This window comes from Paraburkholderia sp. UCT70, assembly GCF_050434085.1.
Lineage (GTDB): Bacteria > Pseudomonadota > Gammaproteobacteria > Burkholderiales > Burkholderiaceae > Paraburkholderia > Paraburkholderia tuberum.
On sequence record NZ_JBNPVZ010000003.1, the window covers coordinates 680,042 to 696,736 of the forward strand.

At 64.9% G+C, this 16,695-nt stretch carries 14 protein-coding genes; 5 read left to right on the forward strand and 9 right to left on the reverse strand.

Going from position 1 to position 16,695, the window contains the following annotated elements; all coding sequences use genetic code 11:
- Window positions 1-2: 2 nt before the first annotated feature.
- The 8 genes from OKW41_RS21000 to OKW41_RS21035 all read right to left on the reverse strand — a co-directional run bounded on the left by OKW41_RS21000 (window position 3) and on the right by OKW41_RS21035 (window position 10,326).
- Complete coding sequence (locus tag OKW41_RS21000; protein ID WP_429573823.1) at window positions 3-1,673, reverse strand: fatty acyl-AMP ligase; 1,671 nt, start codon at window positions 1,671-1,673, stop codon at window positions 3-5.
- Between the two features lie 31 nt (window positions 1,674-1,704).
- Entirely contained in the window at window positions 1,705-2,694 is a 990-nt protein-coding gene (locus tag OKW41_RS21005) for a fatty acid desaturase (protein ID WP_429573824.1), read from the reverse strand.
- A 51-nt stretch (window positions 2,695-2,745) separates the two neighbouring features.
- Window positions 2,746-5,490 (reverse strand): phosphoenolpyruvate synthase, encoded by a 2,745-nt coding sequence (locus tag OKW41_RS21010; RefSeq protein WP_429573825.1) that lies wholly within the window; start codon window positions 5,488-5,490, stop codon window positions 2,746-2,748.
- 15 nt (window positions 5,491-5,505) lie between these two features.
- The gene (locus tag OKW41_RS21015) at window positions 5,506-7,167 is read right to left on the reverse strand and encodes a nucleotidyltransferase domain-containing protein (protein WP_429573826.1); all 1,662 of its coding nucleotides are present in this window, start codon (window positions 7,165-7,167) and stop codon (window positions 5,506-5,508) included.
- Window positions 7,168-7,185: 18 nt separating this feature from the next.
- Complete coding sequence (locus OKW41_RS21020; protein ID WP_429573827.1) at window positions 7,186-8,268, reverse strand: SDR family oxidoreductase; 1,083 nt, start codon at window positions 8,266-8,268, stop codon at window positions 7,186-7,188.
- A gap of 26 nt (window positions 8,269-8,294) precedes the next feature.
- Window positions 8,295-9,122, reverse strand: a complete 828-nt coding sequence (locus tag OKW41_RS21025; protein ID WP_429573828.1) for a hypothetical protein — start codon at window positions 9,120-9,122, stop codon at window positions 8,295-8,297.
- 86 nt (window positions 9,123-9,208) lie between these two features.
- The gene (locus OKW41_RS21030; RefSeq protein WP_429573829.1) at window positions 9,209-9,538 is read right to left on the reverse strand and encodes an acyl carrier protein; all 330 of its coding nucleotides are present in this window, start codon (window positions 9,536-9,538) and stop codon (window positions 9,209-9,211) included.
- A 17-nt stretch (window positions 9,539-9,555) separates the two neighbouring features.
- Window positions 9,556-10,326, reverse strand: a complete 771-nt coding sequence (locus tag OKW41_RS21035; protein WP_429573830.1) for a Coq4 family protein — start codon at window positions 10,324-10,326, stop codon at window positions 9,556-9,558.
- 38 nt (window positions 10,327-10,364) lie between these two features.
- Here OKW41_RS21035 and OKW41_RS21040 point away from each other — a divergent pair, with 38 nt between their 5' ends.
- The 5 genes from OKW41_RS21040 (at window position 10,365) to OKW41_RS21060 (ending at window position 15,801) form a co-directional block, all read left to right on the forward strand.
- Window positions 10,365-10,703 (forward strand): hypothetical protein, encoded by a 339-nt coding sequence (locus tag OKW41_RS21040; protein WP_429573831.1) that lies wholly within the window; start codon window positions 10,365-10,367, stop codon window positions 10,701-10,703.
- Between the two features lie 148 nt (window positions 10,704-10,851).
- Window positions 10,852-11,961, forward strand: coding sequence for a hypothetical protein (locus OKW41_RS21045; protein ID WP_184073184.1), 1,110 nt, complete (start codon window positions 10,852-10,854; stop codon window positions 11,959-11,961).
- Between the two features lie 49 nt (window positions 11,962-12,010).
- On the forward strand, window positions 12,011-13,543 hold the full coding sequence (locus tag OKW41_RS21050) for a B12-binding domain-containing radical SAM protein (protein ID WP_429448024.1): 1,533 nt from the start codon (window positions 12,011-12,013) through the stop codon (window positions 13,541-13,543).
- A 68-nt stretch (window positions 13,544-13,611) separates the two neighbouring features.
- Window positions 13,612-15,039 carry a tryptophanase gene (locus OKW41_RS21055; RefSeq protein WP_429573832.1) on the forward strand — a complete coding sequence of 476 codons (1,428 nt, stop codon included), beginning with the start codon at window positions 13,612-13,614 and terminating at the stop codon, window positions 15,037-15,039.
- A 9-nt stretch (window positions 15,040-15,048) separates the two neighbouring features.
- A complete protein-coding gene (locus OKW41_RS21060; RefSeq protein WP_429573833.1) occupies window positions 15,049-15,801 on the forward strand; it encodes a dTMP kinase in 753 nt (250 codons plus the stop codon).
- 255 nt (window positions 15,802-16,056) lie between these two features.
- On the opposite strand, the gene OKW41_RS21065 is transcribed toward OKW41_RS21060, so the two are convergent.
- Window positions 16,057-16,530, reverse strand: coding sequence for an Lrp/AsnC family transcriptional regulator (locus tag OKW41_RS21065; RefSeq protein ID WP_429448021.1), 474 nt, complete (start codon window positions 16,528-16,530; stop codon window positions 16,057-16,059).
- Window positions 16,531-16,695: the final 165 nt, after the last annotated feature.

Consider the following 16,695-nt stretch of genomic DNA (forward strand, 5'->3'; position numbering starts at 1 on the left):
GCTCACGAGTGTTCCTCCAGCTCGCCGGCTTCGAACTGTGCCTTGGTCCGGCGGCGCTGCACCTTGCCGCTCGAGGTCCGCGGCAAGCTGCCCGCCTGCACGATCGCAACGTGACCGACCTGCAGGCCCGCGCATTCGGCGACCTTCTGCACGATCGCACGCCGCAGCGCCGTGGCCTCCGCCGGCTTGCCCTCGGCACAGACGACCAGTGTCTCGTCGCCGTCGCGCATCACGCTGAACGCGATGACACCGCGGCATTGCACGCTCGGCAACTCGGCCACCGCCCATTCGATGTCCTGCGGATAGAGGTTCGAGCCGTGAATGACGATCAGGTCCTTGCTGCGGCCGCAGATATAGAGCTGGTCGCCGGCGAGGTAGCCGAGATCGCCGGTCTGCAGCCAGCCGTCGCGGTACGCGTCGGCGCTCGCGTCGGCCTGGCCGTAATAGCCCACGGTGATGCTGGGCCCGCGCGTGACGATTTCGCCGACGCAGCGTTCGGGCAACGCGCGCCCGGATTCGTCGACGATCCGCAACTCGTGGCCGGGAAAGCAATGGCCGCAGCCGACCAGTTCGATCGTGCGTAAGCCGTTATCACGCGCCGCCGGTATCGCTCGACCAAGCCCCAGCGCGGCCGCATAGACGACGTCGGTGACGAGCGGCTGGCCGTGGTCGTGAAACGTGATCGCGAGTGTTGCTTCGGCCATCCCGTAGCACGGCAGCAGCGCTTCGGCACGAAACCCGGCCGGCTCGAAGCGCGCGCAGAACTGGCGCAGCGCTTGCGCGTTGATCGGCTCGGCACCGCAGCCGGCGACGCGCAGCCGCCGCAGATCGAGGCCTTCGAGGTCCTGGTCGCGGGTACGGCGAGCGGCGAGCGCGTACGCGAAGTTCGGCGCGAAGCTGATGGTGCCGCGGTATTTCGTGATCGCCTCCATCCAGAGGCCGGGCCGGCGCACGAACGCTTCGGTTGCCAGCAGCACGCTCGGCAAGTCGCAGATCAGCGCGCCGAGCACGCTGATGAGCCCCATGTCGTGGTGCAGCGGCAGCCAGCTGACATAGACGTCCTGCTCGCGCAGATCGATGCCGCGGGGTCCGAGGAACGCTGTCGCATTCGCGACCAGATTGCGATGCGTGACCATCACGCCTTTCGGCAGCGACGTGCTGCCCGACGTGTATTGCAGGAAGCACAGGTCATCGGGATGCAGCGTGGGCAATTCGCACGCGGGCGGCTCGCCGTCGAGCAGCGCTTCAATGGTCACGATACGTTCGAGACCGGAGTCGACGGCGAGCACGTCCTCGATGGTCTCTCTTGTCGAGTTCGACGTGAGCAGCATCCGGGCGCCTGCCGAGCGCACGATGTGACTGACGGTTTCGGCGTAACGTGTGCGGGTCCTGAAGTTCAGGCTTCCGCGCGGAAATATCGGTACCGGGACGAGACCGGCGAACGAGGCGCCGAGGAAGCTCAGGATGAACGCTTCCGGGTCGAGGATCACGAGCGCGACGCGGTCGCCCTTGTTCAGCCCCAGTGCCACGAGCTTTTTCGCGTGGTTGCGCGCCTCGCGCTCGAGCGCCTCGTAAGGATAGTAGTGCTCGTCGCCGTGCGTGGAGACGAAGCGAAGGCCTCGAGCGTCGCCGCGCGGCAGTGCTGCAACGGCATCGACAAGCGTCTGGTCCATGGTGAGGGATCCCCGGTCAATTAATCGAGATTCAGTGATCGAGCGAAGCAGCGGGCGTCCAGTCGCGGATCGGCTGCAGTCGGCGACGCAGCAGCGCGATCACCTCGTCGTCGCTGCGTACCGGCGCGCCCGGCAAGCGCACGAAATGCGTGGCGAGCTTGCGGTGCTGGCGCGTGACGAGCAGCAGCCAGATCTGCGCGATGTCGATGCGATCGAACACGACCGCGTCCTCGCGACCGTACTTCTCGAGGTTCGCCGCGAATTCTTTCGTGAGCTCGCTGAAGTGCGTGCCTTTGCGGACGTGGTGGTAGATGTGATAACCGGCGTTGAAGACGCGCGCATTGAAACGCGAGTCGATCGTATTGGTGCTGCTCGTGTACGGGTTGTCAGGCTGATCGGGGTCGATGAACGCGTGCTGGACCCAGTTGCCGATCATCATCATCAGCCGCACGAACACGAACGGAAACACGAACACGACGAGCGTCGCCCGCAGGTTCCAGTACGCGGCGGCGGCAACCGCCGCGTAGAACGCGACCTCACCCACGAGCAGTTGCCTGATCAGCTTCGTATTGCGCGAGCGCCACAGATAGACGGACAGATCGAGCGGCACCAGCGCGGCGAAGCGCAGGTAGTAGTGCAGAAAGCCGATGACGCTATCGCGCTGAAACCGCATCGTGGAGCTCAGGTCACGTGGCAGGTTGTCGTCGATGTGATGCATGCCCATGTGATGGACATAGAACGTGCCCGGCGTCTGACCGAAGAACGGACACAGCATCCAGTCGAGCAGGATTTCGAGCGCGCGGTACTGCTTCCTGAAGAGCCGCCGATGCAGCGTGCAGTGGTAGCTCATCGTGAAACGGTCGCCGAACGCGTTCCAGACGAGCACGTATGCAACGCCCAGCCACCAGGGAAAGCGGCCGAGCCAATACAGCACGGCTGCGGCGGGAATGAATATCAGCGCGCAGTGGAGGTAGAGCCGCAGATGCGGCAGGTCGCGACGATCGTTGAGCAGGCGGTACATGGTGGTTTCCTTCAGGGGCGGTTTCAGTGGTCAGCGGGCGGTCAATTCATGTCAGGTCGGCTCGGGCAGTTCGATCACGCCGCTATGGCCGTCGACCTTGAGCTGCATGCCCGACTGCACGCGCGTGGTGAGGCCCGGAATCTGGACGACGGTCGGGATGCCGATTTCGCGGGCGACGATCGCGGCGTGGGTCAACGGACTGCCACGCTCGATCAGCAGCCCGGTCGCCGACGCGAATACGGGCACCCAGCCGGGGTCGGTCCGATAGGTGACGAGGATGCCGCCGTCGAACTCGTTCGCTTCGCGCACGACCTTCGCCCGTCCTTCGGCGAAGCCCGGCGAGCAAGGCGTGCCGCGCAGCGTCGCGCCGGCCGCGTGGGCAGGCGCCACGCGCAACGCGGCGAGGTTCGCCGGGTTGCTGAGCCAGGCCGCTACCGGGCCATGCGTGACGAAGCGTGGCGGCAGGTCAGCCATGTCGCGATAGCTGGCATCGTCGCGCTTGCGCTGCTCGATGAGCGGGCGCAGTTCGCGGTGGGAGACGGTGCCTTCGAAGCACCCGCGAATTTCCTCGAGGCGCAGATGGAAGATGTCGCGACCCGTCGCCAGCACGCCGTCGGCGGCGAGACCCTCGCCGATTGCGCGGAACATCCGGCGCGCGACCCCGAACGCGCGCGAACGGCAAAAGCGCACGGTCTCGCGCGCCCGGATCGCGGCGCGCACGCGGCCGCGCGCGCGTGCAAAAATCCAGCGCTGCAGCGGATTGAGCCGCTCACGCAACAACGCGTCGATGTGCGCTTCGGTGGCGCTGCGATCGATCGACGCGGCACCATGCGCGAGCGCGGCCTTCAACATATCGAACAGCACGCCCGGGTCTTCGCGCAGATCGGGCTCTTCGAGCTTCAGTTCGTTGTTGCTGCGGTACGCGAAGTCGGCGAGGTAGCGCTCGATGTCGGCGACGATCCCGGGCGCGCCGCATCCGCGCAGCGCCGCATACGCAACGGCAGACGGCGTGCTGCGGATCAGCGCTTCGACCTGAGGCTTCGCCCGCACGGCTTGCGCAATCGCGGTCAGCCTGCGGACCGGCTCGATCGACTCGATGTCGTCCATGCCGCCGATCACCGCCACTTCGAGCCAGTCGGGCGCACCGGGCATCCACCGCTTGATCAGCCGCCGGACGACGCCGTAACTGAGCCCGATCGCCGACTCGAGCACGATCATCATGCCCCAGCGTCCTAGCAGCGCCTGCTCGAAGCGGCAGTAGTGCGCATAGACGGCGTCGGCGGGAAGCGAGCGATAGTCGAGCGCGTTGAACTCGTCGTAGACCGGATAGAAAAACGCGCGGAAGCGCTCGACGTTGCGCTCGAGACGCGCGAAGTGCCACGCGAACTTCGTGCCGCTCAAGGCCCGGATGCAGGCGAGTCCGGCGCGCGAGCCGGTCTTGTACGGCGCGATCAGCGCGGCGAAGCTCGCCAGATCGAGCGGCTCGTCGACGCCCATCTGGACTTCCATCATCTTGCGCCCGAGGTTTTGGAACGGCGCGAGCCCGGAAAGCTTGTACCAGTGCAGCAGGTTGTAGTACACGCGCCCGTTCAGGAACGCGAGCGTCGAGCCGAGGAAGCCATCCATCTCGCGCTGCTGCTTGTGCGGAATCGCGAGCAACCGGCAGAACTCGCGGAACACCTGCGCATAGACGTGCTGCGCGAAGGTGAAGGTCAGTTGCGTCGTCACGCCGGGATAGTTCTCGACGATGTTGGAGTTGTCCCACAGCTGAAATTCGCCGGTCCGCGATGGGGCCGGTGCGATCGACGTGGTCACGGGGCGCGCCTGCAGAATCCACAGCTGGTGCTCCGCGATACACCATTCGATATCGAGCGGCTCGCCGAACTCGCTTTCGAGCGTGCGGGCCGCCGCCACGACGCGCTCGATCTCGTCGTTAGAGAGGGCCGCTGCGTCGCGCAGCGCGGCTGGCACCTCGCGGATGTGGCGGCCGTCATGACGCTCGTGTTTTTCACCGATCACCACCTGCTTGGGCTGTCCGGTGTGGCGGTCCACGGTGATCGTGTCGGCGTCGACCGCGCCCGACACGAGTCCCTCGCCGAGCCCGTAGACGGCGCTCAGCACGAGCTCGTCGCGGTTGCCGTTGGCCGGGTTGATCGTGAACACGACGCCGCTCGTGTCCGCCTGAACGAGGCGCTGCAGGATCACGGCCATACCGGCGCCGGCGATACAGAGTCCGTGCTGATGCCGGTAGCGCAGCGAGCGCTCGGAATACGCGGAAGCCCAGCACCGGCGTACGTGTTCGAGCGTCGAGTCGAGCCCGCGGACGTCGAGGAACGTGTCGAACTGGCCTGCGAACGAGAAGCTGGCGCTGTCTTCTTCGATGCCGGACGAGCGCACCGCGAGCGGTCCGTCTCCAATGATGTCGTGCGCGCGTGCGATGTCGGTGCGCAACGCGGCGCTGATGTCGCACGTCAGCACGGCCTCGCGGATCGCGCTCGCGATCGCGGCGGCGTTCGCAGGCGTGAAGTCGCGCAATAGCGCGGCGATGGTCTGATCGAGGCCGCCGTCGCGGCGGAACTCCGCGAAGCAGTCGGTGCCGAGAATCGCCCAGTGCGGCACCGCCACGCCGAGGTTCGCAAGCCGATGGAGCGATCGTCCCTTGTTGCCGGCGAGCCGCTCGATGGTTTCGGCCGGACTCGCCGCGCTCAGGATCAGGCGTGGCGATGCTGTCGGGGCGGCGCAGCTTTGGGCCGATTCGAATTCGCCGCGTGCGCGTGTAATGGTGTCGAAAGTCATTGAGGTCCCCGTTGCTCAGGTGCTCGACGAAGCGAGCAGGTCTCTTGCTTCCTCGGCTGTACCGCGCCCGCCGTGAGCGGTCTGCGGGAAGCGCGCGTGCAGATGCGCGCCGAGGTTGATCCAGTCGTAGGCGGCGTGGATCGTTCCGCGCCAGCCCGACGCCGTATCGAAGCTCGCCGGAAACTGCGGGTCGCCGCCGAGGTCGCGCAGACGCTGCGCGAGTTCATCGGCGAGCGCGACGTAACGCTGTGCATCGCGAGCCGATCCGATCGAACACTGTTCGAGTTCGCGGATGCCGTCGATCAGCGCCGCATCGAGCGGCAGCAGCCGGATCGCGTCGAGCGTCGCTTCTTCCATCGTCGACTGGGGGGTCACGCCGTGCGCCCCGAGCGTGACCATGCAGGCGGTCTGCATCATCCGTTGCAGCGCGTACTCGAGCACCTTCCATTGGCCGCGCTGGAGTGCGCCCTGGGCGTCCTCGCGCGCGTTCTCGAGACCGATGTTGGCCCAGATGATCTCGAGACCCGCTTCGGCGAAGCGCCCGGCGGGCATCGGCAGCAACTGGGCACCGCCCGCGCGGCCGCCCGCGAGGCGCGCGCCGTCGATCGAAATCAACGGCGCGCGCGACACCGGCATCGACGTCGCCTGCTGACGTGCGTGGATTTCTCCGCTGCCCTTCCAGCGCAGGCTGACGAGACCCAGCCGGCTGAAGTCCGCGATCAGCGCGCGCTGCCGGCTCGCCGCTGGCGCGTCGCCACGGCTGGCGATGGCCGTGCATGGCGTGTCGAAGGTGATCGCTCGCCAGGCCTGGGCCGCTTCGTCGTCGAGCGCAAAAACGTCGCTACCTCGCAGCACGTGGACCCGTTCGCCGATCTGCCAGGTCGTCGTGTCCTTGCCGGGGCCAATCAGCACGTTGTCGGCCATGAGGCTCACACCGTTGACGCCGAACTCGCGGATCAGCGCGACCCCCGCCGCGAGGAACCCGCTTTCGGCGCCATGCTCGCGCGGCGCGTGCAGCAGGCTCCACAGACGGCCGACGCGGCAGGCGTCGACGGTCGCGCGTTCGAGTTGCAGCGACAGCCATTTCGGGCTCATGTAGCACTCGCCGAGGCGCGCCACGTGACTCTTCGCCGCATGAAACGCGGCGGTCCTGATCCAGGCGCGTGCGTAGTCGGGCTCGCCGAGCGCGAACATCGCCACCGCATAACGGCCGGTCTGACGCGCGAAATCCTCGAACCACAGCGCCACCGCCTCGCAGAGCGCCTCGCGGCCAAGCGCCGCTTGCAGCGTCTCGATCAACGCCGGGTTGTCGATCGGCAGCGCGCCGATAAAGCGCTGGCACCGTTCGAGCAGATTCCACGACAGACGCGCGACCGCGCGCCGGCCTTTGCCGAGCGCTGCGCGAACCTGCGCGAGTTCGCGGCGCAGCCGCGCCGGACTCAGCAACCTGACCTCGACGCGGCGGCCGTCGATGAACAGGATGTACGGCATCGTGGCTGGCTCTAGCCCGCTATCGACGATCGCGACGAAGTCGACGTCGGAGCGCTCGTTGCCAAAGCCTTCGGCGATCGAGCCTTCGAGAAACACGGCGCTCGGTGCCCGCTGTTCGAACTGGGCGCCGAGCGCGGCCCGCGCTTTTTGCCAGAGCTCGGCGAGCATCGGATCAGTCATCAACATGGTTAGGCTCCCTGAGCGTCAAGCCGAGCGCGGCACGAAGTAGCCCGCCGCGATCCCGTAACGAAAGATCCTGCGCAGCAGCGTTTTGCCCGTCGCCCGAGGCAGGGCCGGCAGGATCGCGGCGGTCGCGTCGCGTGCAAAGCGCACCTGGCGCGTCAGGTACGACTCGTACAGTTTCACGACCTCGTCGTAGTAACGCCGCTCGAGCGGTTTCATCGCGGCGGCGTCGAAGACATGCCGCGGCACATAGCGAGGCACGTGAAACGAGGGAAACTCCGCGCAGACGTCATTGATTTCGCGCAGCGTCGTCGGCGTGCCCGAGGTCAGATGCAGCGTGCGTCCGCGCACGAGCGGAAACTTCGCCAGCGCTTCGACGACGCAGTCCGCGACCCAGTCGATCGGCACGATGTTCAGCGTCGCCCCGTAGTCGCCAGGCATCGTGCGCACGAGTCCCGCGGCCGTCAGGCGCACGACGGTGTACAGCGTGTCGAACTTGCGGATCACGCCGCTCGCCGAGTCGCCGACGATGATCGACGGGCGCAGCACCGCCGCCGGCAGACCGCTGCGCATCGCCGCTCGCACCGACTGTTCCGCGCGGTACTTGCTCTGCTCATACGGGTTGCCCAGACGCTGACCGAGTTCGAGATCGTCCTCGCTGAACACGCCGGGGCGCTCGCCGCAGACATAGGCGGTGCTCACGTAGAGCAGCGGAATCGGCGCGTCGCCGCTACCTTGCGCGAACTCGACGATGCGCTCGGTGCCGCGAAAGTTGATCGCGTCGTAGACCTCGGGCTTGCGCCCGAAGCTGGTTAGCGCGGCACAGTGGACGATCGCGCCCGTTGCCGCGCGCAGTGCCTCGTAGGTGTGTGGATCGAGCGCAAGCCTGGGCTCGGCGACGTCGCCCCGCACACATGCGAAGGTTCCGGCAGCGGGTGTGTGGCCGCCGTACGGTGTTGCCGCGAGCGGTGTGCCGTCGTTGCGGACAACCGGTCCATCGGAGCGCAAGAATGCGACGACCGGGTACCCCATTGCCGTCAGCCGGGCGATCACTTCGGCGCCCAACAGACCTCGCGCACCGGTGACGAGAACGTGCTTATCCATCGTGGGTGACCATTCAGGGTTGCGTATCATTTGAGGAGAAGCCCGGCCAGCAGTCCGAGCTCGACGGCGACGATGAAGCGGGTGCCAGCCCAGCGTGGCCGGCCCGGTCTGTTCGCGGGGCCCGGCCAGCTCGCGTTGAGCCACACGAGCCATACGAGCGGCAACGTTGCGGCATAGATCGAATACGTTTGCGACAGGCTTGCCAGGCGCGAGAGCGACACGTTGATGCCGAGCGCCAGAATCAGCAGGGCATTCAGCGCGACCCGAATGGCGCGCGCGGAGAGGTGATAGGGCCGCAGCGCGGCGGTGCCGACCTTGCGCGAGAACTTCCAGAATTCGTAGCCGGTCCACATCGAACCCGCTACGCACACCACGACGTAGAAGCTCAGTTCGCGCCCAGCAACGTCGCGCCACAAGAAAAAGCCGTACATGAAGATGGCGAAGGGTGCTCCCTCGAAAACGGGTAGGCACAGCAGCGGGTGGGTCGGGAGCAGCCGCTTGAAGACGAACGGCGCAGCGAAGGCCAGTGCGGTAGCGGCAGCGGCGGCCGTCCTCGCGTGCCCCATGCCGGTGTTCAGCGCAACGAGCAGCATCGCGCTTGTCGCGAGGCTGGCGACGAGGCGTGTGCGTCGCGCCTCGCGTCGCCCCAACAGCGCGTGCCCGGCGGGATAGTCGCGTTCGAGGTCGTCGAGGTCGTCGATCAGGCGAAGCTGGACGAACAGCAAAAAAAACGACGCAAGACCGGCCAGCAAGCGCCAGCCCGGTTCAATGGTGACGCCGGCTATTCGTCCGTATAGCAGTAGCGAGCAGACCAACGCGCCGGCGATCGGCACCGCCTCGGCCGCCAGCGGCAAGCGGCCGAGCGTGTTGCCGAAAGCGGCTGCCGCGGCGGCAAGCCGGCCACGTCTCGCATGCGCGGTGGCCAGCGAAAGGCGCGGGCTCATGTGCGCAACCCCTCATTGGCGTCTACACGGACGGCGGCGTGCCGGATGCACAGGTCCACTAGCGAGCCGACCGTGAAATACGCTTCGGCGCATTCTTCGTTCAACGCTTCTAGAGGCAGACGCTCGATGCCAAACGCCTGCTCGATTGCGACCACGGCTTCGACGAGCGACAGCGAGTCGAGGCCGAGATCGGCGATCAGCGAACTGTCGAGGCGAATCTCAGTGTTGAAGTCACGCTGATGCTCGCGGCAGACGCGCAGTAACTGCGTGCGTACGACTCCGAATACGGTGTTGCGCGTCGACGCTTTTTTCGATGTGCTGGCCATGCTGGGATCCTTTCCGTTCACGCGTTGCTCGACGCGGCGTAGCGCCACGGCAGTGTCTGGCCGCCGGCCAGGATGCCCTGTGGATGCGCGAGCGCGACAGGCTCGATCGCCAGCTCCAGGCGGACGGCTTCGAGTGGCCGCTGCAACGCTTCTTCCCAGCGGTAGGAAAGGGGAATGCGCGCGCGCTTGCCACGCAGCCACGCGCGGCGCAGAAAACGATGGACCCAGAAGTTCGGCCACCACGGCGCAGTCAGCGCGGTGCCGAGCAGACCGACGATGCGCGCGCGCATCGGTTCGAGCCCGCAGTCGAATGCAAGCAGGGAGGTCTCGCCGGCCCAGTCCTGGCCATAGCCCGTCAACACGTGCAGCAGGTCATGAATGCAGCCGCTGCGCTCGATGAACCACTGACGGTCCGGGCCGGGGAGGATTTCTTCGAGGCCCGCGGCCAGCCGGCTCGCCTGCAGCAGACCATCGGCGCGGTAGCCGCTGTGCTCCATCATCGCCATGTAAGCGCGGCCGAACGAGCCCGGCGGCAAGCGCAGCAGCGTGTCGGAATCCGCGAGCGTGCCGAGCAGTGACGGCTGCTCGGCAAGCAGCGCGCCGGCGCCGGGCTCGCCGAGAAAACGCTGGTACATCGTCTCCATCTGGCCGCCGTCGAGCGCGATCATCACTTCGTAGGCATGCTGAATATCGTCTACGTTCGCCCTCAACGCCTTGATCGCCCGCAAGGCGCGCGGCCAATCGATGTGGCGTCGCGCCAGCGCGTCGTCCTTCAAGGTTGCTGTCATCTGCGGCTCCCGGCAAAGATCAAGAGGGCGAGTCACGAGTGGAAATCGACTGGTGCCACTACCTGTGGACGCTTTTTGCAGGGTTCATGCCAGTTATCCGCGGGCAGCACAAAAGTCGTCCTCATCCCCTGCAAGAACGGACCGAAGTGGCCAGATCTCAAAAGGCGGGCGCGGGTATCGCGTGGATTGAAGCGGATCTGCGATTTGCCAACGCACGTTCGGGGGAGCCCCTCGCAGCCTGCTGGATGTCGGTGCCGGGCCAACACGTGAAGCGCATCTGTTGGTTGCGGGTCGACTGCAGGACATTCGATACCGGCCCGGTACGCATGCCGACGTCCAAACATCTAAACGTGCGGATGTATCGCGCTGCCCTTTGAAATCTGGCTGCCCGCTTGCGTCATTGCTTCTGACGAGGACTCACGTCGTGCTGCAAAAGAATGCCTGGCATGAACAGTGCGTCAGGAGCGCGAACAATGGCTGGTGCGCTTTGAAATTCGTAGAACTCACGAGGATGGAGGTAGAGCAATGAATCAGGCATGGAAGGCGAAAGCGGGGCAGTTCCTGCCGGGCGCGAATCTGACTGTGCTGCCGCACTGGGAGCGCGACGCGGTACCGAGCTACGATCGTGCCGAGGTCTCGGTGCCAGGGCGCCTTCACTTCGCGGTATTCGACTTTATGCAAATGGCGCCCGGCTTCGGTGGCGGCGGACTCGGCGTATCGACGAGCACGGTCGGACACCGGATCACCGTCACGAAGACGACCAACGGCGAGGGTGGCTGCGACGTCCCGAGCGGGCGGCACATGCTCGAGTTGTTCAAGCGAGCCGTCGGCTACGCACGTGACGACATCCGCGTCGATCGGGTGCGCAGCATCCAGCACCAGCACAGCGGCTTCGGCTCGAATGTCTCGTTCAATACCGCGACGCTCGCCGGCTTGAACGCGTTGTTCGGCTCACCGTTTTCGCCGCACGACATGTGGGAAATGATCACCCGCAACTACGTCGAGACCGCGAAGGATGACGAGCACGTGTATTTCGGACTGGAGACCGGCGTCGGCGAAGCGTGCCTGTTCTTCGGCGGTCTGGTCTGGGTCGACGAGAAGCACGGCAACGGCCGTTTTCTCGGCAACCTGAGTTCGGAAAACCTGTGGGTGACCACCGCCGTTGGCAACTACGACACGCTATCGACCGAAGCGCTGCGCGCCCATGGCGAAGGCGCGGACATGTCCGGCACCACCGAGGCGGGCTTCGTGCCGACGCATTTTGTCGAGTGGCAGAAGCGCTACGGCATCGCGTGGCGCAACTTCATCGAGCAGAAGTTGCGGCCGGCACTGCATCGCAACGACCTGTTCGCGTTTCTGAAGCACGGCTGGGAACTCAACAGCATGAGCAACATGAAGGTGCTCGAAGGCATTTTCCGGACCGACGTGATGCGCGAGTTCGACGAGACGATGCAACGCGAGGGCGCGGTGTACGCGGGGATGAGCAGCGCGGGTCCGGGCTTCTATGCATTCTCCGACTGCGAGGACAAGGCGAAGCACCTCGCGGCGGTGATGATGCATCGGTTCGGTGAATTCATGAGTGAGATGACGGTGGCCCGCGCGGGCCAGAAGATGTCCATCGACGTCGCCGTCTAGGCGCATTCCTGCGAGCCCTCGCGAACCTTTCCACCGAGACCGATCGAACATGGCCAAGCGCGTCACCTTCGTCAACACGAACCAGATCAAACCGGCGATTGCGCCGATTGCGTTCGACTACCTGTCGGCGCCGATGGAGCGAGCCGGGTTCGAGCTCGATTTGCTCGACCTGTGCTTCTCCGACGATTGCGAGGCGGCCATTGCCGCGCACTGCCGCACCGCCGCGCCGGATTACTGGGGGGTGACGCTGCGAAATACCGACGACGTCTATTTTTCCAGCGGCTACAGCTTTCTCGACAGAATCAGGGAGATCGTCGCGTTGCTTCGGCGCGCGCGCGCGGTTCCGGTCGTGATGGGCGGCGCGGGCTACTCGGTGATGCCGGAAAAGCTGCTTGCTTACCTCGACGCCGACTTCGGCATCGTCAGGGAAGGCGAATTCAGCTTTCCCGAGCTGCTGACCTGCCTCGAAGAAGGCAGGAGTTTCACGCACATACCCGGCGTGGTCTACCGCGATACGGCCGGGGTGCGCGCTACGCCGCTCGCCCCGAACGCATGTGGACCGCTGGCCAGCATAGGGCCTCACAAACGCGAGCTGGTCGACAACCCCCACTACTTCGCCAAAGGCGGCCAGATCGGCATCGAAACGAAGCGCGGCTGCAATCGCTCCTGCATCTATTGCGTCGAGCCGCTGATCAAAGGCCGCACGGTGCGCATGCGCGAACCCGATGATGTCGTCGCCGAGATGGCATCGCTCGAAGAACGCGGGGTCAACGTCTTTCACATCAACGACTCGGAATTCAATCTGAGCGTCGCGCATCCTCTTGCGCTGTGCGCGGCCATCATCCGGCATGGGCTCGCCGGCAAAATCCAGTGGTATGCGTACGGTATGCCGCGGCCGTTTCCCGATGAACTCGCGGCCGCGATGAAAGCAGCCGGTTGCGTGGGCATGAACTTCGGCGTCGACACCGCCAGCGAAACGATGCTGAAGATACTGCGCCGCACCTTTAGCGCCCACGACATCGAGCACGCGGTCAATACGGCGAAGCGCCACGGCCTCGAGCACATCATCGAGCTGCTGTTCGGCGCCCCCGGCGAGACGCAGGAAACCGCGCGCGAGACGATCGAGTTCATCAAGCGCGTCGATCCCGAGCGCGTTTCGGTGACGGTCGGGCTGAGGATTTTCCCCGGCACCGAGCTAGAGCAGATGATTCGCCGCGAAGGCCTGCACGTCGGAAATCCGAATCTTCACGGCCATATTGAAGGCAACGACGATCTGCTGCATCCGGTGTTCTATCTGCCGACCGCATTGGGCCCGGACCCGCAGCAATTCATTGCCGATCTGATCGGCAATGATCGCCGGTTCTTCGGGACCAACGCGAGTCTGTTCAACTACAACGCGAACGACGCGCTGGTCGAAGCGATCGCGCAAGGCGAGCGGGGCGCGTATTGGTCGATCCTGAACCGGATCGAGAAACGCTTCGAAGCGGCCCACGACGCTCGCGGTTGTCACCGCACGTCCGCGGCCGGCGGCGATGCGGATTGGGCACCGACCGAGGTTGTGCCGATCGGGCAAAGTGCCTGATGCGGTGTGCGATGCCCGAAGCGGCCAGTCATCCAGTGGCCTGTGTACTTTCAACCCAGGAGGAGTGCATGCTTTTAGAAAACAGCCAGCCTGAGCCGTACAGGATCAAGATGGTCGAGCCGATCAGGCTGATCGACCGCGAGCAACGGCAGGCGCGGCTTGTCGCCGCCGGGTACAACGTCTTTCGCCTCGAAGCAGACGACGTCTACATCGATCTGATGACGGACAGCGGCACCTCCGCGATGAGCGCGAACCAATGGGCAGGCATCATGACCGGCGACGAATCATATGCCGGTTCCCGCAGTTTCACGAAGTTGACGCAGGCCGTGCGGGACATGCTCGGCTTCGAATACGTATTGCCAACCCATCAGGGCCGGCCGGCCGAGCACTTCCTGTTTCGGACCCTCGTGCGCCCAGGCCAGGTGGTGCCATTCAACGCGCCGTTCGATTCGACCGAGGCACACGTATCGATTGCCGGCGGGAGCGCGATACCGTGCGTCGCCGAAATCGGCTACCAACCCGCTGTCGAGCACCCGTTCAAGGGCGACGTGGATGTGCAGAAGCTGCGCAACGTGATCGAGAGCGAAGGGCGCGACAATGTTCCGCTGATCATGGTCTCGCTGACGAACAACGCGGGCGGCGGCCAGCCGGTATCGATGGCGAACCTGCGCGCGGTGAGGGCGTTGGCCGATGAGTTTGCGATTCCGGTCTACTTCGATGCGGCGCGCTGCGCGGAGAATGCTTACTTCATCCAGCAGCGCGAGAGCGGCTATGCGAACCGGTCCGTGGCGGAAATTCTGAAGGAGCAGTTTTCCTATGCCGAGGGCTGCACGTTCAGCTGCAAGAAGGATGCGCTGGTCAACATCGGCGGCTTGCTCGCGACACGGTCGCGCGCGCTCTATGAGCAGGTCGTGCCGCTGCTCGTGCTGTACGAAGGTTTCGTCACCTACGGAGGGATGGCGGGCCGCGATCTCGAGGCGCTCGCGATCGGTCTGCGCGAGATGGTCGACGACGGATATCTGCAACACCGCGTAGGTCAGGTCGAACGGCTAGGAGACACACTGCTCGCCGGCGGCGTTCCGATACTGAGGCCGACCGGTGGACACGCGGTGTACGTCGATGCGGCCGCCTTCCTGCCGCACTTGCCGCGCTCGCAGTTCCCGGCCGAGGCGCTGGCTGCCGAGCTTTATCTGGAGGGCGGCGTGCGCGCCGTCGGTCTGGGCTCGTTGGCGTTCCTGAAAGAAGATCCGTCGACGGGCACTGTCAGCGCCCCGAGGCTGGAGCTGCTGAGGCTGGCTATTCCTCGCCGCGTCTACACCGATAGCCACCTCGCGGCGGCTGCCGCCGCGTTGATCCGGGTCTACCAACGACGCGATGCGATCCGGGGAATGCGCATCGTCTCGGCACCGTCGATGCTCAAGCACTTCACCGCGGTCCTCGCGCCGATCGAGGCCTGTGACGAGATGCTCGCGGAGTCTCGGGAAGTTTTGGTCTGAGGTGATTTCATGTCGAATGGTGTCTTCGAAACGCTCGAGCTCAAACCGCATGCTTATCCGGGGGTTCTGGTCACGTTGTGCGGTGTGGATGGGGCGGGGAAGTCGTCACTGATGGAAAGGCTCGAAAGCGCGTGCACGCGTGCGGGGCTCAACTGCGTGACGACGTTTACGCCGACCCGTCGGATTCGCAAAGACGCGGTGTTCCGGGATATGGTGGACAGCCACTGGCATACATCGAGCGCCGGTTCCGGACTCGACGTAAACCGACGGCGCGTCGACATGCTGGGCATTCTGCTGTCCATCATGGGAGACCTCGTCCAGCATCTGACCGCCACGGTCATACCGGCACTGGAACGTGGCGACGTCGTTTTCTGCGACCGCTACGTGTTCACCTCCCAGGCTGAAATCGGCACGCGTTCCGATCCCGCAGAGACTGCGCCTGTGCTCCGCAGCATCGCTGGTCATTTGCTGCGTCCCGACGTCGCCTTTGGTCTGAACGTTTCCGGCGCGACTTCACACCGTCGCGTGCGGGCAAGGAACGACGAGAACGACCAGCCGCCGCCGATGAGCTTTCTGACGCGTCAGGTGGCGGCCTATCGCGCGGTGTTCGAGGTCAACGGCGTTGTCGCGCTGGATGCGGAGCGGAGTCTCGACGAGACGTTCTGTAAGGCACTCAGTCATCTCGTGGCTATCGACCGTGTTGCGGGGCGGTTGGGCTCTATCGGGGCGGAACCTCCTACACGAAGCTTGGCGGCATGCTGAGGCTTCGACCTGCGCCCGGGAAGCCGGATTCGGGCATCGAGGTATGCGACAAAATGCGCGTCTGGATACGCGCGAGGGCGTCTGACTGCGCAAGGACGCTCGATATTGCGGTCGGTCGGGAGGGTGAACTAGTGCCTCGCTCTGCATCGCCTGGGAGCTTTGACCTTCAGGAGCAAAGTGACCGTTGATCCGCACGCACGCATGCGGGGAATAGTGGGCACCGGAATGTGATGGGCGACGCTCGCGCTCGGCGGGCTAGGCCGCCAACGGGACAGCGCCCGTACATTTGATTTCATCGAGGCAAACGCTGGACTTGACTCCGCTCACGCCCGGAATGCGCATCAGCGTATCCAGCAGAAACTCCGACAGCGCTTTCAGGTCGTGCGCCACGACCTTGAGCATGTAATCGATATCACCCGTTACGACGAAGCATTCCTGAACCTGGGTGAGTTCCGAGATCATTCGCTTGAACTTCGACAGGTCGCGGACATGGCCTCGCTCCATCGTCACCTGGATGAAGGCCACTACGCCAAAGCCCAGCAGCTGCGCGTCGAGCCGCGTCTCGTAGCGTTTGATCACACCCATTTCCTCGAGCCGGCGATGCCGCCTCAGCGTTTGCGCGGGCGACAGTTTGATCGCCTCCGCAAGTTCGAGATTGGAGATGCGCCCCTGGGACTGAAGAATCTCCAGTAAACGCACGTCGATACGATCGATGTCGATTGCATGCACTTTTATTTCCTCATTCGCCAGTGAAATGAAATTTTAATGCACAAATCAGGGTTTGTCTGCGTCTGCAAGGAAATCCAATTGCGTCGATAAAAACTTACACTGAATCGAGATGTCGCTGCGATGCCGCCGGCAAATGCGTTGAGAGAGTGGTCCGAGGACGCTGCC